Annotated in this window: 14 protein-coding genes and 2 pseudogenes; 10 read left to right on the forward strand and 6 right to left on the reverse strand. The window is 46.2% G+C overall.

The window, feature by feature from the left end; translation table 11 throughout:
* Positions 1–245: 245 nt before the first annotated feature.
* Both NDI33_RS05665 and NDI33_RS05670 read right to left on the reverse strand, forming a co-directional pair.
* Positions 246–1,919, reverse strand: coding sequence for a sodium:solute symporter family protein (locus NDI33_RS05665; RefSeq protein WP_190413485.1), 1,674 nt, complete (start codon positions 1,917–1,919; stop codon positions 246–248).
* Between the two features lie 8 nt (positions 1,920–1,927).
* Positions 1,928–2,182, reverse strand: a complete 255-nt coding sequence (locus NDI33_RS05670) for a DUF4212 domain-containing protein (protein WP_190677076.1) — start codon at positions 2,180–2,182, stop codon at positions 1,928–1,930.
* A gap of 395 nt (positions 2,183–2,577) precedes the next feature.
* Here NDI33_RS05670 and NDI33_RS05675 point away from each other — a divergent pair, with 395 nt between their 5' ends.
* Positions 2,578–4,656 carry a PAS domain-containing sensor histidine kinase gene (locus tag NDI33_RS05675; protein WP_190677077.1) on the forward strand — a complete coding sequence of 693 codons (2,079 nt, stop codon included), beginning with the start codon at positions 2,578–2,580 and terminating at the stop codon, positions 4,654–4,656.
* A gap of 62 nt (positions 4,657–4,718) precedes the next feature.
* On the opposite strand, the gene NDI33_RS05680 is transcribed toward NDI33_RS05675, so the two are convergent.
* A complete protein-coding gene (locus NDI33_RS05680) occupies positions 4,719–5,153 on the reverse strand; it encodes a DUF2358 domain-containing protein (RefSeq protein ID WP_190677128.1) in 435 nt (144 codons plus the stop codon).
* A 457-nt stretch (positions 5,154–5,610) separates the two neighbouring features.
* On the opposite strand from NDI33_RS05680, the pseudogene NDI33_RS05685 reads away from it, so the two are divergent.
* The 7 genes and pseudogenes from NDI33_RS05685 (at position 5,611) to lysS (ending at position 19,756) form a co-directional block, all read left to right on the forward strand.
* Positions 5,611–7,549, forward strand: a pseudogene (locus tag NDI33_RS05685) (PAS domain S-box protein).
* A gap of 469 nt (positions 7,550–8,018) precedes the next feature.
* Entirely contained in the window at positions 8,019–11,273 is a 3,255-nt protein-coding gene (locus tag NDI33_RS05690; RefSeq protein WP_190677079.1) for an EAL domain-containing protein, read from the forward strand.
* A 218-nt stretch (positions 11,274–11,491) separates the two neighbouring features.
* The gene (locus NDI33_RS05695; protein WP_190677081.1) at positions 11,492–12,112 is read left to right on the forward strand and encodes a cytochrome b N-terminal domain-containing protein; all 621 of its coding nucleotides are present in this window, start codon (positions 11,492–11,494) and stop codon (positions 12,110–12,112) included.
* Positions 12,113–12,148: 36 nt separating this feature from the next.
* Positions 12,149–13,630, forward strand: a complete 1,482-nt coding sequence (locus tag NDI33_RS05700) for an FAD-dependent monooxygenase (protein WP_190677083.1) — start codon at positions 12,149–12,151, stop codon at positions 13,628–13,630.
* Between the two features lie 58 nt (positions 13,631–13,688).
* Positions 13,689–14,561, forward strand: a complete 873-nt coding sequence (locus NDI33_RS05705) for an alpha/beta hydrolase (RefSeq protein ID WP_190677085.1) — start codon at positions 13,689–13,691, stop codon at positions 14,559–14,561.
* Positions 14,562–15,068: 507 nt separating this feature from the next.
* A complete protein-coding gene (locus NDI33_RS05710) occupies positions 15,069–18,092 on the forward strand; it encodes a DUF4365 domain-containing protein (protein WP_190677087.1) in 3,024 nt (1,007 codons plus the stop codon).
* 143 nt (positions 18,093–18,235) lie between these two features.
* A complete protein-coding gene (gene lysS, locus NDI33_RS05715; protein ID WP_190677089.1) occupies positions 18,236–19,756 on the forward strand; it encodes a lysine--tRNA ligase in 1,521 nt (506 codons plus the stop codon).
* Positions 19,757–19,918: 162 nt separating this feature from the next.
* Here the strand turns inward: lysS and NDI33_RS05720 are convergent, their stop codons facing one another.
* Positions 19,919–20,521: a glyoxalase-like domain protein gene (locus tag NDI33_RS05720; protein WP_190413462.1), complete on the reverse strand. Its 603-nt coding sequence runs from the start codon at positions 20,519–20,521 to the stop codon at positions 19,919–19,921.
* Between the two features lie 461 nt (positions 20,522–20,982).
* Between NDI33_RS05720 and NDI33_RS05725 the strand changes: the two genes are divergently transcribed.
* The gene (locus NDI33_RS05725; RefSeq protein WP_190677092.1) at positions 20,983–21,654 is read left to right on the forward strand and encodes a sigma-70 family RNA polymerase sigma factor; all 672 of its coding nucleotides are present in this window, start codon (positions 20,983–20,985) and stop codon (positions 21,652–21,654) included.
* The gene (locus tag NDI33_RS05730; RefSeq protein ID WP_190677094.1) at positions 21,644–22,753 is read left to right on the forward strand and encodes a tetratricopeptide repeat protein; all 1,110 of its coding nucleotides are present in this window, start codon (positions 21,644–21,646) and stop codon (positions 22,751–22,753) included. The genes NDI33_RS05725 and NDI33_RS05730 overlap by 11 nt, the downstream gene beginning before the upstream one ends.
* Before the next feature lie 79 nt (positions 22,754–22,832).
* Here the strand turns inward: NDI33_RS05730 and NDI33_RS05735 are convergent, their stop codons facing one another.
* Together NDI33_RS05735 and NDI33_RS05740 are read right to left on the reverse strand one after the other, a co-directional pair.
* Entirely contained in the window at positions 22,833–22,961 is a 129-nt protein-coding gene (locus NDI33_RS05735) for a hypothetical protein (RefSeq protein WP_347275924.1), read from the reverse strand.
* Between the two features lie 80 nt (positions 22,962–23,041).
* A pseudogene (locus NDI33_RS05740) lies at positions 23,042–23,141 on the reverse strand (IS982 family transposase); the annotation flags it as partial.

Raw genomic sequence — 23,141 nt, forward strand, 5'->3', positions numbered from 1 at the left:
ATGGGTATAAGTTGGTAAACCTTTAGAGCTAGAGTTAGTAGACCTGTAAAGCGATCGCATCTACGTAGCGAGTCTCAAAAAATTACTCCACTAGCCTACAAAAAAGGGGCGATTGATGAATCACCCCTACCTGTGTGTTGATTTATACCATTTTGTTGTAGATCTGCCGCTTGTGCCAATTTTGAAGTTATGTTGCGGCGCTTGTTTGGTCGTCCAAACCCCCAAATCTAAAATCCAAACGAGGATCAATGGCTTGACGAAGCGACTGGTTCCCCACCCGGCGTGCGTAACTCTTCCACCATTTCCTGTATTTCCAGCGGCGGTGGCGGAGTTAGACGCGAAACAACCCAGGTGACAACAAAGTTGATCGCCATGCCCAAGGTGCCAATTCCCTCAGCAGAAACGCCGAAAAACCAGGGTGACATTCCATAAAATTTGACACCCGCAATGTATGAGATGGTAAAGATAAGACCAGCTAACATCCCGGCGATCGCGCCTTCCCGATTTGTCCGTTTGTCGAAGATACCTAAAATGATGACTGGGAAAAAGCTGGCTGCTGCCAAACCAAAGGCAAAAGCCACCACCTGCGCCACAAAACCGGGGGGATTGATGCCGAAGTATCCGGCAATTGCGATCGCAAACCCGACCATAATTCGACCCACCATCACTCGCAGCGATTCTGACGCACCTGGATTAATGATGCGGTAGTAGATATCGTGAGCAACTGCACTAGAGATTACCAAAAGCAAGCCGGATGCGGTAGACAGCGCCGCCGCTAATCCTCCCGTCGCCACCAAGCCGATCACCCAAGGAGCGAGTTTTGCCACTTCTGGCGTCGAGAGAACGATAATATCCGGATCGATGCCGATCTCGCTAGTAGCTTTATCGGGCGTTAGCTGAATCCGCCCATCCCCGTTCTTATCTTCAAAGGTAAGCAGCTTGGTGTTTTCCCACTTGTTCACCCAGTCGAGTTGATGAATTTCCTGAATCGTCTGGTTGTGCAAACTGTCGATCAGGTTATAACGGGCAAACGTTGCGAGCGCGGGGGCGCTAGTGTAGAGTATCGCGATAAATAGCAGCGCCCAACCCGCTGAGTAACGCGCCGCACGAACATCAGGAACTGTGTAAAAGCGCACGATGACATGGGGAAGTCCCGCCGTTCCCACCATCAAAGCAATGGTAGTAAACAAAACATCCAGCATCGACTTGTTGACAAACGGTTTGGTGTATTCCTGAAAACCGAGGTCAACCTGGATTTGGTTTAATTTAGGGACAATATCGCTAAAAGGGAACGCCAGTTGGGGGATCGGGTTGCCGGTAAGCAGCATGGCGATCGCGATCGCGGGAATCAAGTAGGCAATAATCAACACGCCGTACTGTGCCACCTGAGTCCAGGTAATCCCCTTCATTCCCCCTAAAACGGAGAAAAAGCCGACAATCACCATCCCAATGATCACGCCAGTGCTTACATCCACTTGCAAGAAGCGGCTGAACACAATTCCCACACCCCGCATCTGTCCCGCGACGTAGGTCATGGAAACAAAAACTGCCGCCACAACTGCCACTAAACGGGCGACATTGGAGTAATAGCGATCGCCCACAAAGTCCGGCACCGTATATTTACCGAACTTCCGCAAATAGGGAGCCAGCAACAACGCTAGCAGAACATAGCCACCCGTCCAACCCATCAGATAGATCGAGCCGTCGTAACCCAAGAAGGAAATCAACCCTGCCATTGAGATAAACGACGCCGCCGACATCCAATCTGCTGCTGTTGCTGCACCGTTGGCGATGGGTGGAACTCCACGTCCCGCCACGAAAAAGCCTGCACTTTCTTTAACGCGCGACTGCCAACCGATGTAGAGGTACCCAATGAAAGAAAGACTAACCAATAAAATAGTCCAGATTTCAACTGACATTCTTTCTCTCACTCATCGATATCGTATTTGCGATCGAGCTTGTCCATCTGCACGGCGTAGATGAAAATCAGCCCTACAAAGACAAAAATAGAACCCTGCTGTGCCATCCAAAAGCCGAGGGGAACGTTACCAAAACGCACCGCATTCAATGGCTCAACTAACAGAATGCTAAAAACGAGGGATACTAGCGCCCAAACGCTCAAAAGATTCCGAATTAAAGCAGTATTGGCTCGCCAGTAAGCCTGACGTTTATCTTGATGCATAGATTTTTGCGGTTGCCAGAACCTCAAAAGAGAATAACTTGATTAGATTATCAGGAGTGGACGCGATCGCGCTCTTTTGATGCAGCCACCTAGCAGCGAAACATCTCGTAAAACTAAACGTAAAATCCCGGAGGGAGATAACTTCAGTTCCTACAAAATCCGGGTTTTTGAAGATTTACACTTACCTGCTCAGCGTATACCGCAATACTCCAGCTTCTTAAACTTAGGAAGTGGCAGAAAATCTGCGATCGCTTCCGAGTAAATACATAAATTGGGATTCTAAAAACAAAATGCAAAATTTTGTAAGAATTGGGATGAATACTCTGCATTATTTGTCGGAAGCGATGGGAATACTAATAAAAGATAACGGGGAGTAAACATCCAAGAGGGCTACTGTGAACAATCCCAAGCATCCAAGCGAACCGACTGAGCCGCTGGCGAAAGCAGAGTCCGAACTCAATGCATTTTTTAACCTGTCCCTCGATCTCTTAGGCATTTGCGGGCAAGATAGGTACTTCCAGAAACTCAACCCCGCCTGGGAGAGCGTTTTGGGCTGGACGCTGGAAGAATTGATGTCGCGCCCTTGGATTGAATTTGTCCATCCAGATGATGTTAATGCAACGCTAACCGCATCCGGAGAATCTGCTGACAATGCGATCGCTCATTTTGAAAATCGCTATCTCTGCCAGGATGGCAGCTATCGATGGCTGTCTTGGAGAACGTTACCGCATCAAAATGGATGCTTCTATGCAGTTGCCAAAGATATCACCGAGCATAAAGCCGTTGAGTTAGAACTACAACAACTCACCGCCCAAGTTAAGCAACAATCCACAAACCTCGACCAAATTCTCTCAGCTTCTCCAGATCGGATTTATCTGATCGATAGAGCGGGAAAATATGCCGATACTAGCGTTGCAGGTGCCAAGGCACTGGGGTTCCAGCGTAGTGACATAGTGGGGAAGACATGGCAAGAACTCGGCTTGCAACCGGAAAATATGGGGTCAATTGAAGCGCACCATCAGACAGTATTTTCTACCGGGCAACCGATGACTGGCGAAGCTTACCTTCCCGCCATCGAGGGTTTCAGGCACTACGAGTACAATATCACCCCCATCCATAATCCAGATGCCAGTGTGGATGCAATCCTCAGCACTGTCAGAGATATTACCAGTCAAAAGTGGGCAGCCGCCGCCCTAAAAGAAGCCAACGAAGAACTAGAAAAGAGAGTAGATGAGCGTACAGCAGAATTACAACAGGTCAACGAGCAACTCCGGGACGAAATTAGCCAAAGCCTGCGACACGCTGCGCTAAGCCAGCGTGCAGAAGCAGCACGGCGCGAGAGCGAAGAAAGATTTCGTCGAGTTTTTGATGATGCTCCTATCGGTATCACCTTAGTCAGAAAACCTGACTATCGGTTTTTCATGGTAAATCGAGCCTTTTGTGAAATTTTGGGTTACACGGATTCAGAACTGACAACCCTTGACCTTTTTGATATTAACCATCCTGAAGATTTGGAAACAGAAACACCTTATCTCAAGCAAATCATTCAGGGAGACATAGACAGCTATCAGCTTGAGAAACGTTATATCAAGAAAAACCAAGAAATTTGCTGGGTGAAGTTAACGGTAACGGTAATCCGAAATGAAATTGGAGAAATCCTCTATGAATTAGGCATGGTTGAAGACATCACCGAGCGGAAACGAGCCGATGCTGAAATTCGGAATGCGATGGAAAAAGAACGGGAACTCTGCGAACTGCGTTCTCGCTTTGTTACCACCGTATCCCACGAATTTCGCACCCCGTTGAGCATCATCATTCTATCTGCCAGATTACTAGAACGTTTCCCACATCAAGCAAGTGAAGAAAAAAAACGCGAGTATTTTGCTCGTATTCAAGCAGCTGCCAAAAATATGACTCATCTATTAGATGATGTGTTGTTTATTGGGAAAGCCGAAGCCAAGAAGCTTGCCTTTAATCCAGCACCTTTAGATTTAGAAAAATTCTGCCGCGCCCTGGTGGAAGATATCCAAGTGACAATTAGCAAGCAACACGCGATCGCTTTCGCTTGTCAAGGTCAAAGTACGCATTTTTGTATGGATGAAAAGTTGCTTCGGCAAATTTTTACGAATTTGCTTTCAAATGCCATCAAGTATTCCCCGAAAGGCGGCAATATTCAGTTCGACTTAGTTTGCGAACAAGGAACAGCACTTTTTTTCATCCGAGATAAAGGAATCGGCATTCCTCCCGAAGCCAGAACGCGGTTATTTGAATCTTTTCATCGAGCTGATAATGTGGGGACGATTCCGGGTACTGGATTAGGACTTTCTATCGTAAAAAATTGTGTAGATTTACACGGTGGAAAAATTGCAGTAAACAGTGAAATTGGAGTGGGAACGACCTTTGCTGTTACCCTTTATTCAAGTAATTGTGGGTCTAAAGTAGAGGCAATTAATCCTCTGGTTCGAGCTTCATAAATTCTAGGAATTATTTTTATCAAAATAATTCCTAAAATCAAGGCATTCATTTAAATTTGAGCTTAGATATTCCCTCCCTTTTTCAGGAACTGCTTCAAGATTTCGCTGGGTTTGCGATCCCATGTATCGATGTGATTGTAAATTAACCCATCTTTATTGAGTTTATAAGTAGAGTAGCCATTAAAAAATAGGCGAGGTTTCCAGGGAAGGCGCAAAACACCGCGTACAGTCCAATTCGCCCTAATGGTGTCTTCATCTGTCTGCTCCACATCATGAAGATCGAAAAATATTTCTGTAAAAAATAGCTGCGCGTGAAATCGCAGCGTCCAAAAGATAATCCGATAGTTGAATTTCCATTTAAATTTATTCACTGGATCTTCAAAATAGATATCCTGTGTATAAATGTCGTAGGAAATATCTCTTTCAAAAAGCATGGGTAGATCATTTTTAAGCGTTTCCACCACTTGTTCTACTTGTAATTGATATTCCACCCGCATTCTCTCCTCAACCAGCGGCACAGTGATGATTTTAGCGGCTTTTTAACTTCTTTTTTTGCAGAAAACCGGATTCTAGACCATCTGCGATTTTACATCGATTTTCATCGATTGCTTCTTGTCTATGGATGCGATCGCTTACAAAGTAATAAAAGATCCGAAATTCTACAGTAGACGGTATCTCCAGCTAATGCTGTGTCAGGGCGTTAGCGACAAAGATTTCTAGTCAAAAGTCTTCTGCCTAAAAATAAACTGATAGTTGCTGTCTAGATGACCTGCTAGCTATCCGTAATTTCTCTGAAATCTGTCGATTAACACATAAATAGTCAAAGTCGATTGTTTGCACAAATTGTAAGCAAATTGTTACCTTATTCATGAAAATCAACAAATATATGAAATATTCCAAGATAAGATACAAATTGAATATTAAATGTAAAAACTATTACAGCCATAAATCTTGATGCTAAAATTTGTGCAAAATTTTTTGTCAAAAGATTTTATTCCCCACGGGCATTGTTACCTGTGGAAGCCTGGATTAGTGTGGCTGCACATTACATCTGATATTTTGATCGCAGTCGCTTATTATTCGATTCCAATCATGCTGGTATATTTTGTCTCCAAAAGGCGAGATATGCCCTTTTATGGGATATTCCTGTTGTTTGGAACATTCATTGTTGCGTGCGGTACGACGCATCTAGCAGAGGTGGCGACGCTGTGGCATCCGTATTATTGGTTATCAGGATTCTTGAAAGCCTTTACGGCTGGGGTTTCTGTGTATACGGCGTTGATGCTAATGCCCTTAATTCCTCAAGCACTTGCATTTCCTAGTCCAGCGCTATTGGAAACTGCCAACAACACACTAGAAAAGGAAATTGCCGAGCGCCAAGCCACTGAAGAAGAACTACGAAAACTCACATTAGAGTTAGAAAGACGAGTTGAAGAAAGGACTGCGGCGCTACAATCTGCCAACATCTTGTTACAACAGGAAATTGTCGAACGCCAGCAGACAGAAGCGGCGTTACGGGAAAGCGAAGCGCAATATCGTCGCATTGTCGAAACCACGACTGAGGGAATCTGGGTTCTCGACACCGCAGGCAATACATCTTTTGCGAACAATCAGATGGCCCAAATGCTAGGCTATACCATCCCTGAGATGCTAGGTCAGACTTTATTTGCATTCATGGATGAAGAAGGTCAGGCGATCGCGATCGCTCAGATGGAACGTCGCCGCCAAGGAATTAAAGAACAACATGACTTTAAATTCACCCGTAAAGATGGCTGTAACTTGTGGGCGATTGTTGCTACAAATCCCATCTTCGATCAAACAGGGCAATACATCGGTGTCTTAGGAATGATTACCGACATTACCGAACGTAAAGCCGCCGAGGAAGCCTTACGGCAATCGGAAGCGCAATTGAGACAACAAACAAACCAGCTAGAACAAGCTTTTCGAGAACTTCAACAAACCCAAGCGAAGCTCGTTCAGAGCGAAAAAATGTCCAGTTTGGGGCAGTTAGTCGCCGGAGTTGCTCACGAAATTAATAACCCAGTCAACTTCATCTACGGCAATATCACCCACATCAGCGACTATACTCAGGAACTGCTCAACCTGCTGTCCCTCTACGAGAAACACTATCCTCATCCGGTTCCTGAAATTCAAGCCTATGTAGAGATGAGCGACTTCCAATTTATGAAGAACGATCTCCCAAAGCTGCTGGCGTCGATCAAGGTGGGGGCAGAACGCATCCGCCAAATTGTCTTGTCGCTGCGTAACTTCTCCCGACTGGATGAAGCGGAAATGAAAGTCGTTGATATTCATGAGGGAATTGAAAACACTTTGCTGATTTTGCAGCATCGCTTGAAACAAGTCGGAGGCACTTTAGGCATTCAACTGGTCAAAGAGTATGGCAAGTTGCCGCTAGTCGAGTGCTACCCAGGTCAGCTCAACCAAGTGTTTATGAATATTCTCAGCAATGCAATTGATGCCCTCGAAGAGGCAATCGGGAATGGGTCACGGGTTGTGAATCATGGGGAAGAAAGTACCCCGGGTTGTGAATCATGGGGAAGAAAGTACCCATGAACAATTACCTACGATTCGGATTCATACTCAAATGCTAAACACCAATCAGGTAGCAATCTACATCGCTGATAACGGCCCTGGTATGAGTCAAGAGGTGCAGCAACGAGTGTTCGATCCGTTCTTTACCACAAAAAGCATCGGCAAAGGCACGGGGTTGGGGTTATCCATTAGTTATCAGATTGTGGAAAAACACGGTGGTCAATTAAAATGTATTTCCGCAGCGGGACAAGGGGTAGAATTTACCATCGAAATTCCAATTCACCAGACCAGTCGGCAGCCTGCTTTTGTGAAGCCATCTGCCCTGTGTTTAGATCCGTAGAAATCCTGAAGAAATAGGAAACTCTCTGCTGGAAACAAGAGAACACCCGTATTTTCCCGGTTCCCAAATTTTGTAATTGCTCCAGATGTAATGAAAAAACTTAAATGATGGGCATTTTTTATATCGATAAAATTGTAAATAAATTAATTTCATCCAGAATCTCTGTAATCTCATATACAGACTAACTTTCTACGTCTAAAAATTAATAAGATTAAAAACTTCTTAAGGTAATTTGTGACAGACAAACGAATTGTTTGTGACTTAGATCCCTAAAGAACCTATGTAAATTAAGGTAAAAGTAAAAGTTACGAATATAAATATAACTAACCTAGCTGAGGAAAAACAGAATATGGTAAATCTGAGCCGGATAGGTATATTTGAAGCTATATCCCAAAAAATAACCAAAGCTAGTGCCAGCAAAAATGTCGCAAGCATCGAATCTGGAGAAATATCCTGCGTGAAAGCGCCTATGCCTAGCCATGAAGCAGGAAGGCTGAAAGCCCTCCAGCAGTATGAGATTCTTGATACGTCTCCCGAACAGGCTTTCGACGATCTAGCTCGTGTGGCTGCACATATTTGCGGAACACCGATTGCGCTAATCAGCCTCGTCGATGCGAATCGGCAGTGGTTCAAGTCAAAAGTCGGTGTGGAAGTATCAGAAACACCGCGAGATATCGCCTTTTGCTCCCATGCTATTCTGCAATCCGATTTGTTTATCGTCTCAGATGCATTAGCCGACCAACGGTTTGCCACGAACCCTTTGGTAACGACTGACCCCAATATCCGCTTTTATGCAGGTGCGCCTTTAATCACACCCGCCGGTTATGCGCTGGGAACGCTGTGCGCGATCGACTTTGTGCCGCGTCAACTCAAGCCTGAGCAGCAAGAAGCCCTCTTATCACTGAGTCGTCAGGTCGTAGCGCAACTAGAACTAAGACGTAATTTAGTAAATATGCGACAAGCGATCGCTGAGCGCTTGCAAGCAGAAAGTCTCTTAGCTAGTCAGAAGCGTGTACTGGAAATGATTGCTAGAGGAGACTCTCTCAATAGCGTCCTGAACGTCTTATGCCGCAATATTGAGAAACATTCCAGTAAAATGCGATGTTCCGTTCTACTTCTGGATGAAAATGGGCGCAATCTCCGCCATGCCGCAGCACCTAGTCTTCCAGAAAGCTATAATCGTGCCCTTGACGGAATCGCCATTGGGTCGCGTGTTGTTTCTTGCGGGACAGCTGCCTATTGGAAGGAGCCTGTAATTGTCTCAGATATTGCCATCGATCCGTTGTGGCAAGATTACCGCGAGTTAGCGTTGAGCAACGAACTGCGAGCTTGTTGGTCTACACCAATTCTTAATTCGGATGGCAAGGTGTTGGGTACTTTTGCCATGTACGACTCCCAGCCTTGCACCCCTAATTCTTATGATTTACAACTGATTGAAATAGCGACAAACTTAGCAGGAATTGCCATTGAGCGCCAGCGGACAGAAACCGCACTCCAGAAAGCGCACGAAAAGCTAGAAAATCGGGTTTGGGAACGAACCCAAGAGCTAGAAAAAGCGAATCAGACATTACAAGCCGAAATGGAAGAGCGCCAGCGAGCAGAAGCGGCGCGGCGGGCATCAGAAGAGAGATTCTTTAAAGCCTTCCGTTCCACTCCTGACGCAATCACTATCAGTACGGTGGCAGAGGGACGCCTTGTTGAAGTCAACGATAGCTTGCTAAACATTACTGGTTATACCCGCGAAGAAATCATCGGTCGCACCACAGTTGAGCTGAAGATTTGGGCAAATCAGGAGCAGCGCGATCGCATGAAGCAGATATTGCTAGAGGAAGGGTCTGTTCGCAACATAGAATTTACCTTCCTTACAAAATCAGGTGAGGCGCGTGTGGCATTACTATCAGCAGAGATTATTGACTTTGACAATCAGCAATGTCTCCTCGCTGTGAGCCGAGATATTACCAGCCGCAAGCAAGCAGAAGAAGCACTTAGAGTACAACAAGAGTTTCTTCGCAATGTGATTGACTCCACCCCAAATTTAATTTTTGTCAAAGACTGGGACGGAAAATTTACTCTGGTTAACAAAGCATTAGCAAGTATTTATGGAACAACCGTTGAAAATTTGCTTGGCAAAACCGATGCAGATTTCAATCCGAATTTTGAGGAAGTAGAACGGTTTCTCTCTGATGACAGAGAAGTGATAATAGGAGAAACGGAAAAAATCATTTCTGAGGAGACCCTCACCGACTCTACAGGCAACGTGCGTTGGTTTCAAACCACTAAGAAATCTCTAGTCTCACCAGATGGAAAAGCCCGACAAGTGCTGGGTGTTGCTACAGATATTAGCGATCGCAAACTGGTAGAGGATCTATTAATCCACGATGCCTTTCACGATAAGCTGACAGGTTTAGCCAACCGCGCTCTATTCATGGAGCGGCTCGGACATTTGGTTGAGCTGACAAAACGGCGTCAAGATTACTTGTTTGCTGTACTGTTTCTGGATCTCGATCGCTTTAAGGTGATTAATGACAGCCTTGGACATACAATCGGCGATCAACTACTTGTCGAAATCGCTTACAGGCTCCAGAGGTGTCTGCGTCCTGGAGATATGGTTGCCCGTCTTGGGGGAGATGAGTTCACGATTCTTCTAGAAGATATTCAAGATGTGAGTGACGCCACCCGCATTGCGAACCAAATTCAAAATGAACTCGCTTTACCTTTTAACCTAAACGGGCAGGAAGTCTTTACCAGTGCCAGTATTGGCATTGCCTTTAACACTACAGATTCTCACCAGCCGCAAGACCTCCTACGCGATGCCGACATTGCCATGTATCGTGCTAAGGCATTGGGTAGAGCGCGTCATGAGGTCTTCGACATGACGATGCACACTCGCGCTGTGGAACTTTTGCAGTTAGTAACTGACTTGAGGCAGGCTGTTAATCGCCAAGAGTTTCTACTTCACTACCAGCCCATTGTTTCGCTCTCCACAGGTCAAATTACTGGATTTGAAGCTCTAGTGCGCTGGCAGCATCCAGAACGCGGTTTGATTTCTCCAGCTGAGTTTATTCCAGTAGCAGAAGAAACTGGACTAATCGTTCCTATCGGTTGGTGGGTATTACAGGAAGCGTGCCGTCAGATGTATGTATGGCAAAAACAACTTGTTAATGATTCATCATCCGGCGTTCCTGGCAACAAACCATTAACCATCAACCATCAACCATTAACTATTAGCGTAAATCTATCGAGCAAACAGTTTACGCAACCTCATCTCGCTCAAGCAATCCATCAAATTTTAGAAGAAACAGGTTTAGATGCTGGCTGTTTGCGGTTAGAAATCACTGAAAGCGCGGTGATGGAAAATGCTGAATCTGCGATCGCTACCCTCTTACAATTGAAAAAACTAGGCGTCCAGATATATATTGATGACTTCGGCACGGGTTATTCATCTTTAAGTTATCTGCACCGATTTCCGATTGATACGTTGAAAATTGACCGCTCTTTCGTCGGGAGAATGAGCAGTGATAGCGAGAATTGGGAGATTGTCCGTACCATTATCACACTGGCTCACAACTTGGGTTTGGATGTGGTGGCAGAAGGAGTAGAAACAGCAGAGCAACTTGCCCAACTCAGAACCCTGCAATGCGAGTATGGACAAGGTTACTTTTTCTCTCGACCTCTGGATGTTGCATCTGTCGAGACATTCATGGCGGCAGAGCATCAGTGGTGAGGAAAATCGGCTGTTTTGTTCTGAGAATGTGGATTTTCCTAACACCCTATAGAGACAGTAACGAGAGCATCCCCTGAATTGCGTTCCGGGTCTTGGCGTATGCGTTCTCTTTGCTGCTCGTTTTCCTCACAAATTTAATAATTTCTTGGGTTCAAATCAGAAAAAATAAATACAATAAGTATAAATACATATTCAACCGCAAAAGGTTGGAGTTAGCCATGAACAATGTGCAGTACGCTTTTGTACTTCGACGACTGGCTACTATTTTGGCTGTAGCAATTTTGTCTTTGAGCCTGACAGCAGCCGTCACCGGAATTCTTCTATCTTTCTATTACGAACCGACCGCAGGTGGAGCCTATAATTCCTTGAGGGAAATCAAATCAGAGATTCCCAACGGTTGGCTAATTCAGCGTCTCCATGAGATTGCTGGAAATGGATTGATCGGGGCTTCTCTGATAGCGATTGTTGTGATGTTTCTCGGTGAAAAATTTCGCCGAAGCTGGCTGACCGCTTGGATTAGCGGAATTTTATTAACTTTGGTAGCGATCGCGCTTGGTTGGACTGCCATGCTTCTCGATTGGACACAGTTAGGGTACTGGCGTTTCACCATCGAATTAGGCACAGTAGAAGCCGTCCCTGGAATTGGTTCCCTACTCCGAGAAATCCTCACGGGGGGTGGAGCCATCAATACGGTAACAGTTGCCCATTTGTACACGTTGCATAGTTACATTCTTTCAATTGGGGCGCTGATTCTGGCAGTGATTCATCTCGGAGGACTATTGCTACAAGAAAAAGAAGAGAAGCAGACGCTGATAGAATCAGAAGCAAAATTCAGCTGACATACATCTAAATCACCCAAAAAAACTCAAACGTCTATGTCCGTCCCTCACCAACTGGCGGTTGGCAGCAATAGACAAGCCATTGTCATCGGTGGCAGTATGGCTGGGCTACTGGCAGCGCGAGTGCTTGCCGAACGCTTTGATCAAGTGACGATTATTGAACGCGATCGCATCGCAGACAAACCGGAGACGCGCCGAGGCGTACTCCAAGCCCACCAAGCTCACGTTCTGCTGTTGCGGGGGCAGCAGATTTTAGAGCAACTGTTTCCTGGGTTAGGTACTGAATTAGCGGCTGCTGGCGCTACTGCTTTGGACTGGACGTTAGACTGTCCCATGCTAGATTTTGGCGGCTGGGCACCCCGCTTTCCCTCCGGTCTGGTGACTCGTGCCTGTAGTCGGAACCTGCTGGAGTGGATGATTCGCCGCCGACTGGCTGCTTACAGCAATGTACGCATTCTGGAAGAAAGCCAAGCAACCGAGTTGTTGTCCGACACCAGCAAAACTAAGGTAACGGGCGTACAGGTGCAATTTCACAACCACGGGCAAAACACTAGCGCCGCAGATGTAGAGACGCAAAATTCCGCGTCTCTACCAGCCGATCTGGTCGTGGATGCAACTGGACGGAATTCCAAAACCCCTGAGTGGATAAAGGCATTAGGTTACACACCGCCTCAAGAAACAGTCATTAACTCCTTTTTAGGCTACGCCAGCCGTTGGTATCAACGTCCAGCGGATTTCCAAAGCGATTGGAAATCCATCGTGGTGTGGTCTAAACCAGGGGAAAACTCTCGCGGTGGGCTGCTTTATCCCTGTGAGGGTGACGCTTTTGTGATCACCCTGGCTGGTTTGGGTCGAGACTATCCACCCAGCGATGAAGCTGGCTATTTGGAATTTGCCCGCAGCTTGCGATCGCCCATTCTCTACGAAGTGGTCAAACAAGCCCAACCGATTTCACCCATCTACTGTCATCGCGGCACAGAAAACCGCCTGCGTCACTACGAACAATCCAGATTGCCAGAAAACTTTGTCGTCTTAGGTGATGCCGTCTGTTCCTTCAATCCTATCTACGGTCAAGGTATGACCGCGGCGGCGATGGCTGCGTTAACGCTGGAGGAGTGCTTGAAAGAGCAATTTCAGCGTCACTCTCAAGACGATTTAACGGGTTTAACGCGGCGCTTTCAAAAGCAACTGGCAAAAGTGAATCATATCCCTTGGCTGATGGCGACAGGCGAGGATTTCCGCTGGCCTACGACCGAGGGCGGTCAACCCGATCTGAAGACCCGATTGATGCAACGGTATCTGGATCGTGTGAGGTTAATCACGATTGAGAGTCCCGTAGCGTTCCAAGTTTTCATAGAAGTTTTGCACCTGCTGAAACCACCCACGGCGTTGTTTCAGCCTCGTATCTTAGTGCAAGTGCTAAAGCAGTTCATCAATCGGCGTCAGCAAGATCAACCGAATGCTGATGAACTATCTCTTCCGAAGCTGCCGTCTTCTGCTGTTGATTCGTTAATCTGAATAGTGTCCGCATCGGCGATGAATTGCCGCCATGACTACAACAGCAAAGGAGGTATCTATGTCTGTGCTAGAGGGTTCTTGGAAGCACGAATATATCACCAGCAACGGAATTAAGCTGCACTACGTCACCCAGGGAGAAGGCCCTTTGATGCTGATGCTGCATGGGTTCCCGGAATTTTGGTACTCCTGGCGGCATCTAATCCCCGAATTTGCCAAAGATTATAAAGTCGTCGCCCTTGACTTGCGCGGCTATAACGACAGCGATAAGCCAGCAGCTCAATCGGCTTATGTGATGGATGAATTTATTAAAGATGTTGAAGGGGTAATTCAGGGACTCGGATACTCTAGCTGCGTGCTGGTGGGTCATGACTGGGGGGGCGCGATCGCTTGGAATTTTGCCTACGCATACCCCACGATGGTGGACACGTTGATTGTGCTAAATCTGCCTCACCCTGCCAAATTTGCCGAAAATATGCGTAATCCCCAACAACTGTTACGCAGTTCCTATATCTTCTTTTTTCAGCTACCGTGGCTACCAGAATTTCTCTTACAATCCTTCGATTACCAATCGATTGAAACGGCTATCGCGGGTATGGCTGTTGATAAGAATGCTTTCACTAAAGCCGATCTGGATGCCTACAAACAAGCTGCTGCAAAACCCGGTGCCCTGACAGCCAGCCTGAACTATTATCGCAATCTTTTTCAGCAGAGAATGCTCAGTCAAGATTGGAGTATTCTCCAGGTTCCTACCCTAATGATTTGGGGAGAGCAAGATACTGCACTTGGTAAAGAACTGACTTACGGAACTGAAGCGTATGTCAAAGACTTGACGATTAAATACATTCCCGACTCTAGCCATTGGGTACAGCAAGAGAAACCGCAACTGGTCACTCAATATATGCGAGAGTTCCTTGCCGCTACCAACAGCTGATCGATAGTTGATTCTGTAACTTTTTCAATTAGCTCACTTTGCTGCTGAGATTAACACTTTTGAGCCAATTAGAGATTGGGAAAAGTCTAACCATCTTGCTATTAGCTTTCAAAGTGTCAATCAAGAGGCTGAAGCTGCTTTTTCAATTTTAGACAGCTCCAGCCTCAAACCGACAGATTGCCAATCTATTAAAATCTTACCAAGCATCTGTCTGAATGCAACTCAGACAGCGAATCTACTTGCTTCCACATCTACAACAAATAGCGATGCTGTTGGCGCAGCCGCAACGATTAACTCACAATTTTTGTGATGTGGGGAAAATGCGATCGCTCTCTTTTTTATCCAGTCACCTCACTCCATGTACCCAAGCCTACACAAAGCAGAGTCTAACATAGCATTGCCTATAAACAAGCGCGATCGCAGTGGCAACGGCTATTCTAGGTTTTAAGATACAGCCGCTCAACGCCGCCGAGAACCTACTGATCGCTAACCAGTGAAGAATCGCCCATGTCGAACAAGATCGTGAAAGAAACAATCCCAGTTGGATTCACACTTCGATATCCGATCGAAAAACAAACCGGCTTGATAACTGATATGGCGTGGTCGCCAGACGGTCAGATGATCGCCATAGTTTCCAGTAACGATACTATCGACATCTGTGACACACAGAGAGGAAAAAGAATCTGGAAGCTAGAAGGACGACATTCCGGTAATATCAACTCCATAGCTTGGTCACCCGATGGCATGATGCTGGCGTCAGGTTCTAGTGATACAACTGTTGGAATCTGGAACATCAAGACTGGTAAATTTTATCGGAGACTAAAAGGACATTCTAACTGGGTTTGGGAGTTGAAATGGTCGCCGGATGGACAACTCCTTGCTTCAAGATCCAATGACTCAACAATTAGACTCTGGAACACAAAAACTGGGAAACTTAAACATACGCTTTCAGCGCTTAGCTTGAGCATAGTATGGTCTCCAGATGGGCAGATACTTGCCTCAGCTCACGGCGATACACTCTTATTCTGGGATTCAAAAACTGGAGAAGCTATCCACAGGCTTGAAGGAGAGTTTGGTTTAGTGTCTAGCATGGCATTATCTTCAGACAAGCGAAATCTTGCTTTAGTATCTGATACCACCGTGTTGCTATGGGACTTCACTACTGGGCAACCAACAGCTAAGCTTGAAAGTCATAGTAACAAAGTTACCTGCATTTCTTTCTCTTGTGATGGTCGTCTCTTAGCATCTAAGTCAACGGATGGGACTGTTAGACTGTGGCGTTGTGACACATGGGAACAAGTCGCAGTTTTCCATGAGCGGACTAATCACGTCGGTGATAGTGATATAGCCTTCCATCCGACAGCACCAATTTTTGCCACACTCAGTGAGTCACAAAAGATAATTAATGTCTGGAATCTAGACATTAACATCCTGTTTAACGCCGCTCTGGGGTTTGAATCAGTTCGTTATCGCAATGCCAAAGTTGTTTTGGTTGGAGACACCGGAGTAGGGAAATCTGGACTAGGCACAGTCTTAGCAGGGGAGGAATTCAAACCCACAGCATCGACTCACGGACGCCATGTGTGGAGCTTGGGAGACACGCCTCACAAGTTAAAAAACTGTCTTGAAGAGACTCGTGAAATTCTACTTTGGGACTTAGCGGGACAGGTGGAATTCCGGCTTATTCATCAGTTATCTCTCGATCAAACCAGCGTAGCACTTGTTCTTTTCGATGGTTCTAGTCCTACTGATCCCTTCAAAGGTGTTGCTTTTTGGAATAAAGCACTGCGACAAGCTAAGGGCAGCGAACATCTAGTGAAATACCTCGTAGCAGCAAGAACGGATGTTAGTACGCTAACTGTAACTGACGAAAGGATGAATACCTTTGCTTTGGAGTTGGGCTTTCAAGGAGCCTTCCGGACATCAGCTTTCACTGGCGAGGGTGTTAAGGAGTTACTGCAACAAATTGAAAATGCAATTGATTGGGAAAAACTCCCGTTAACTGTTTCTGAGCGTCTTTTCAAGCAGATGAAGGACTTTATTTTTAATCAGAAACAGAATGGTCATGTCTTGAAAACAGCTACAGATATTATGCGACAGTTTCGGATAATGTATCCCGAAGCAAGCTTTAATGACGATGATTTTCGCGCTGCAATTGAAGGTGTAGAATCGCACGATCTTGTGAAGACTCTATCATTCGGTGACTATGTTTTATTTCAATCAGAACTGCTAGACAATTACGCCTCGGCAATGGCACGTGCTGCACGCGAACAACCTGACGGTCTCGGATGTTTAGAGGAACAGGCAGCACGCGAAGGAAAATTCAATTTTGGCTCACTAGAACGGATAACTGAGAATGAAGAGCGTATCATCCTTCAATCGGTTGTTGAACTTTTTATCACAAAAGAACTTGCCATTCTTGATGAAAGAAAGCTAGTACTTCCGTCTCAGTTCAACCGAGAGCTACCTGAATATCCCGATGTGGAAGGTTCAACCGTTACTTACCAATTCGAGGGCGCACTATTAAATGTATATGCAACACTAGTTGTGCGTCTGTACTACAGTGAAGCATTCAAAAAGGAATCCCTATGGAAGAATGCAGCAATATTTCTGCCTTACGGTTTAGAAGGCGATGTGAATAGGTGTGGTTTTATCTTAAAGGAACTTGCTGAAGGAACTGGACAGCTCACAGCCTTTTTCGGAATAGATGTGCCTGATGCTACAAAAATTTTGTTTCTTAAGTACCTTCACGAACATCTACGCCGCAGAGCGCTTAACGGCAGTATTAAGAGAGAACGGATATATTGCTGCCCAAATCCAAAATGTCAGGAAGAATTTGTAGATAGAAAAGCAGTTAAGGTTCGTCTTGAGAGGGGACTTCTCACGATTGGTTGTAACTACTGCGATACAGTGATTGCTCTATCTGATTTAATCGAAGAAACCTTTGGCAAGGATGATAAATTTCTCACTGACGTTCGTCAAATGGATAAGCAGATTGATGCTAATCTCGACAACGCTAGCAAGAGAATTATCCTAGAAGGTGAATTTATGGCTCTTGTTGGTAAAGCTGGGCAGATTCCGCGTCTCATACCAAACGACGATAACGGCATTGATGGAGAAATAGAATTTAGAAACCACAAAGGTGAGGCTTCCGGCGAAAAAATTTATGTACAGCTAAAATCCGGCAATTCTTACTTGAAAAAACGCAAAAAAGATGGAGCATATACTTTTCAAATTGAAAAGGAACGACATATAGAGTATTGGCAGTCACATCGATATGACGTATACCTTATAGTTCGCGATAGTGACGAAAAGCTTTATTGGATGAACGTTACACAATATCTCAAAAAAATGGAAGATAAAAAAACACGCACTATCGTCTTCAATCGAGAGGAACTAACCGTGAACGCGCTCAGAGACCTCAGAGGAGCTAAACTCGCTCAAGCTCCCAAGGCATTGAAACCAGCTACTATGAGACAGGAAGAGACGGCAGGAAACTCAGCGGAAAGCACTAACAAAGTAGACAAGTAGCCAATTCACCATGAGCTTTTCTAAGTGCTATCCTCCTCAAGCGCCCCCTCTTCCCCCTGCCATCCCGCAAAACAAGACACAATAGTTAACAGACTCGCCCAGAGCATCCTAAAATCAAAGACTGCCCCTAAAAGTTCCTTACCATGTCCTCAGATGATATCCGCGCCACGCGGTTAGAGAAAGTCGAACAGCTCAAGCAGATGGGAATGAATCCCTATGCTTACCAGTGGGAATCCAGCCACCATGCGGCGCAATTGCAGGAAAAATACGCAGATTTGCCAAGTGGTGAAGAAGTAGAAGTAGAAGTCACCATTGCTGGACGCATTATGGCGCGTCGCGTCTTCGGCAAACTCGCCTTCTTTACCTTGCAAGACGAAACTGGCTCGATTCAGCTGTATCTGGAGAAGAAAAGAATCGATGAAGGGATGGCGGATGTCCCGGATGCCTTTAAACACCTAAAGGATCTAACAGATGCCGGGGATATTCTGGGAGCCAAGGGGACAGTTAAACGCACGGAAAAGGGTGAGCTATCGGTTTACGTCAAGCAGTACGCGATTCTCACCAAGTCGCTGCTGCCTTTACCGGATAAGTGGCATGGATTGACGGATGTAGCTAAGCGCTACCGTCAGCGTTATGTGGATTTGATTGTCAATCCGGAAGTGCGAGAAACTTTCCGACGCCGCGCTCTCATTACCGCCGGAATTCGCCGCTATTTGGATAAACTCGGCTTTATTGAAATTGAAACGCCAGTGTTACAAGGAGAAGCTGGCGGTGCGGATGCGCGTCCCTTCATCACCTATCACAACACGCTGGATATGGAGTTGTATCTGCGGATTGCCACAGAACTCCATCTAAAGCGGCTAATTGTAGGTGGATTTGAGAAGGTGTTTGAATTGGGGCGGATTTTCCGGAATGAGGGGATTTCCACTCGCCACAATCCCGAATTCACCACGATTGAGGTTTATCAAGCCTACGCCGACTATCAGGACATGATGGCGCTGACGGAGGGAATTATTACCACTGTGGCGCAAGAGGTGCTGGGGACGTTGGAAATTACTTATCAAGGCGAGCCGATTAATTTAACACCGCCTTGGCGTCGCGTTACCATGCACGACTTAGTGAAGGAGCAAACTGGCTTAGATTTTACTGCTTTCCCTACGCTGGAAGCCGCGAAAGCAGCAGCAAGTCAGGCAGGTATCGGAGGCGCACAAGAATGCGAATCGATTGGGAAAATTCTTAACGAAGCCTTTGAGCAAAAATGCGAACCGAATCTGATTCAGCCGACGTTTGTGCTGGATTATCCGGTGGAAATTTCTCCCCTGGCTAAGCCGCACCGCTCGAAACCAGGATTGGTAGAGCGATTTGAGCTATTTATCGTCGGACGGGAGACGGCAAATAGTTTCTCAGAATTAACCGATCCTATCGATCAGCGGCAACGACTGGAAGCGCAAGCGGCGCGAAAGGCGGCGGGAGATTTGGAAGCGCAAGGCGTGGATGAAGATTTCCTGACAGCGCTGGAGTATGGAATGCCGCCGACAGGTGGTTTAGGGATTGGAATTGACCGCTTAGTGATGCTGCTAACCGATTGTGCCAGCATTCGGGATGCGATCGCTTTCCCTCTCCTCAAACCCGAAAAATCCGACGCTACCCCAGAATCAACCTAACCCCTGCCCCTTCCCTAGTAGGGAAGGGGAGAATTAAAAAGAACCCAACAACCCAAAAATTTCTTCCTTTTCCCTCCCATTAACAAACATTTCTCCCTAAACCTCCCCTTGTAGAGTAGGGTTAGGGAGAAATAGGGAGGGGTTAAGGAAAGGTGAATATCGCTAATTCGACACTTCTGCCATTTCAATCACGCGACCGTCCAAATCTTTTACCAAAAAATTCAATGGTTTGTCGCGGCGAATTTTGTGCTTGACGCCCCGCATTTGCACCCGCATCAGCACCATCTCTAGGCAATCGTGGTCAAAACAAACGTGGCGCTGCTGGTTTTTCTTCCCCAAACTGGCTCCAGAAATTACGTGCAGTTGGGTGTTCTTCTTGAGTTGATACCATAAACCTTCCGTACCATTCAGCTTTTGGGTAGCAGTGCTTCCTCCCAACGTGGGTGAGAGATAAAGCGGATCGATGGCAGTAGCTCCCAATGTTTGCTCATAGTTGTAGTAGTAGTGTAGCGGCACTTCTGCGACTGGCAAATCTAGCAAGCCTTCATAGAACTGTCGCGCTGTGTCTAAATCGGACACCATGACGGTATGGACTTTTGGGGCGCTGGTGAGAAACATCCACATAGCACCAGCGTAGGCTGCCAAGAGCATCACCATGATGCCTTGAGTAGACAAGAGACCATCTAGAGGTAATTCAGGGAAAAAAGCACCTAAATGAACGAGCTGAGGCAGAAGAGAAATCGTATCAATTGCTGCTAGAACCATGAACCTACAAGGCTTGAAGAACTCTATTGAAAACTAAACTTACGGTTGCACATAACACTTTGACTGTAAAGCAGTCAAGAGCGCTATTTAATTCTATCAAGCTTAAACGAGTCTCTAAAATACTCTGTAAGTCTGCCGAAGTTAATAAAACTGACGCTGCAAGTCATCCAGCTCGATACTGAGACAAGGCGATCGCTACGATTTCAGATACCCCACTTCTTTAAGAAGTGGGGTATCTTGCCTTCACAAAATGAGAAAGATAATCAGAAGGATGCGAGTTTGTTGAGCGCGATCGCTACTCCATTCATCGCACTGAAGCGATCGCAGCAGCTAAAAAAATAAAGGGCGATTGGCACTCTTCCCACCGACTAAAAATACAAGTATCATTTCCATTCCTGAAAACACTAGATATATTAGGGATCGTTCCTGGATAGAATGACTCCAGTAAGTGATTCAAAATCGTGCAAATTCCTCATTTCCCTGAAAGCAATCATCCGATTGTCAAATCGCTGTTTCATTACAGCGATCAGGAATTACTGACTTTGTTTCAGCGCCATCCGGAGCAGGGGCGCTTCTTCGTAGCGCTTTTCAGTCGCTATAGTCCGATTGTTTATACCCTGATTCAGCATTTGGCGCGATCGCCTGTACAAGCAGACTACCTCTTCGCCCTCACCTGGCGGCACATCTACTTTGAGCTAGGCGGACTGGATTTGCGCGATGTTAGCGGGACTGGGATGCTAACGTTCCAGAACTGGCTGATCAACATTACTGCTGTATGTATCAACCAGGCAGAATTGCCACCCGTGGAGTCAATTCATTACAACCTACAAGCGGCTTCCCCGCCCCTGTGGTGTTATGTCGAACAAGCGTTGGAGCGATTCCCGCCGATGCTGCGATTGATGGTGCTGATGGCGCAGACCTTTAACTGGAGTCATACGCGGATTGCCGCTTATCTCCAGGCAGAGGGAGAAACAATTTCTCCCACACAGGTTCAAGTCAAGCTCCAAGAAGGGTATCAACTGTTAGAAGCTTCTTTACCAGAGGATATTCGCACAATTTATCTGGTAGGAGCAGCTAAGCAACAAAAAGGTGAGAAGCAAGAGGCAAGTGGAGCGATTAGCTATGAGTTATGAGGAGCGAGGGTGGTTGTTTGCAGCATTCGCCAAACTAGGCAAAAATAGGGCACAAAAAATAAAAGAGAACAATGCTAATAAATTGAGATTCTTTTCTGTTTCTTTTATCTTTTTACTGTTTACTTTTTACTTGCCGAGCAGTGCCAAAGCCGTTAGTATTGACCAACAACTCAGTATCCCCTTGAACAATGGCACCCAAGGATATGCGAGGGAAGATGCTGACCGACTGCTGCGATTGGGCGCACAGGAGGAGCAGAGAGGGAACCTGGCAAAAGCAATTCCCTACTGGATACAAGCACTGGATATTTACCAACAAATAGGCGATCGGCGGGCAATCGGTCAGACATACGATTATTTAGGCCTTACTTACGCCCGCTTGGGACGCTACTTTGAGGCGGAAGATGCCTTGCGACGCCGGTTGGCGGTTGCCCGCGACGAACCAGACTTCCAGGGGCAGATTTATGGCTTAAATAACGTCGGCACCGTTTTGCTGCAACGAGGTGCCGTGCAGGCGGCTTCAGCAAGCTTTTCTGAAGCACTGGCAATTGCCCAAAGCATCAACAGCCAAGCCGGGGAAGGACTGTCGCTAAGTAATCTAGGATTGGCGGCGGCAAATAGCGGCGATTATTTGCAAGCGATTAAACGTTACGAAGAAGCCTTGATTTTTCGGCGTCGGGGGAAAGACCCGCTGGGCGAGGCGAATACAGTGAATAATTTGGGAGATGCTTATCTGGCACTCAATCAATATCGGGATGCTCAGATTTCATACCGTGGGGCGCTGAGATTGGGTCGGCAAATACGCGATCGCTCAACTCAATATCGAGCGATTGATGGTTTGCTGGTCGTCTACAGCAAGCTTAGGCAGTATCAGGAGGGTTTTGAACTGCTCGATCGCCGCTTAACCTTGGCTCAGGAATCGCAAAACTTGCGGCAAGAACTAGAATCGCTCAGGTTATTTGCCCAACTTTATCAGGTCAGCGGCAACCCAGTAACGGCGCGGACCTTCTACCAACGAGCGATCGTTTTGGCGCGTACCCTTGGGGATGAGCAGGAAGAAGCACTTTTGCTCAACAATTTGGCTCAAATTCGGATTAGATAAAGCGTTTGAATCAAAAGAGAAATGTAGGGATGCAAAGCTTTGCATCCCTACATTTCTAATTATGGAAATATTAAAACGGTTAGTTCAGCAAGACATTCCCGTTTTCCTGGATAGTCATGGCATTTTTGTCAACACTGAGATCCGTTGTTTCCTCTAAAACCACCTCTAACATTCCCTGTTCGCCTGATGTTTGCGGAACGACTCTCAACAGTGCGCCATTCGGACGTTGGAAAGTCAGATTTACAGGGGTTTTTAAGCCTTGGAGCGTAATATTAACGTGAGTTCGGGTTAAGCAGGCAAGGCAGCATCGTTGATCAGGGAGGGCTTCTTGGGCTGGTGGCAGTAGGCAATTAAGCCGGCTATCAAATTGACGGCAAAGTTGACAGGA

This window comes from Trichocoleus sp. DQ-A1, assembly GCF_039961955.1.
Classification (GTDB): domain Bacteria; phylum Cyanobacteriota; class Cyanobacteriia; order Cyanobacteriales; family FACHB-T130; genus FACHB-T130.

Excerpts from the sequence above, each read along its gene's own strand:
- NDI33_RS05665 (WP_190413485.1), bottom strand. The coding sequence starts at position 1,919 with ATGTCAGTTGAAATCTGGACTATTTTATTGGTTAGTCTTTCTTTCATT.
- NDI33_RS05670 (WP_190677076.1), bottom strand. The coding sequence starts at position 2,182 with ATGCATCAAGATAAACGTCAGGCTTACTGGCGAGCCAATACTGCTTTA.
- NDI33_RS05680 (WP_190677128.1), bottom strand. The coding sequence starts at position 5,153 with ATGCGGGTGGAATATCAATTACAAGTAGAACAAGTGGTGGAAACGCTT.
- NDI33_RS05690 (WP_190677079.1), top strand. The coding sequence starts at position 8,019 with ATGCCTAGCCATGAAGCAGGAAGGCTGAAAGCCCTCCAGCAGTATGAG.
- NDI33_RS05695 (WP_190677081.1), top strand. The coding sequence starts at position 11,492 with ATGAACAATGTGCAGTACGCTTTTGTACTTCGACGACTGGCTACTATT.
- NDI33_RS05700 (WP_190677083.1), top strand. The coding sequence starts at position 12,149 with ATGTCCGTCCCTCACCAACTGGCGGTTGGCAGCAATAGACAAGCCATT.
- NDI33_RS05705 (WP_190677085.1), top strand. The coding sequence starts at position 13,689 with ATGTCTGTGCTAGAGGGTTCTTGGAAGCACGAATATATCACCAGCAAC.
- NDI33_RS05710 (WP_190677087.1), top strand. The coding sequence starts at position 15,069 with ATGTCGAACAAGATCGTGAAAGAAACAATCCCAGTTGGATTCACACTT.
- lysS (WP_190677089.1), top strand. The coding sequence starts at position 18,236 with ATGTCCTCAGATGATATCCGCGCCACGCGGTTAGAGAAAGTCGAACAG.
- NDI33_RS05720 (WP_190413462.1), bottom strand. The coding sequence starts at position 20,521 with ATGGTTCTAGCAGCAATTGATACGATTTCTCTTCTGCCTCAGCTCGTT.
- NDI33_RS05730 (WP_190677094.1), top strand. The coding sequence starts at position 21,644 with ATGAGTTATGAGGAGCGAGGGTGGTTGTTTGCAGCATTCGCCAAACTA.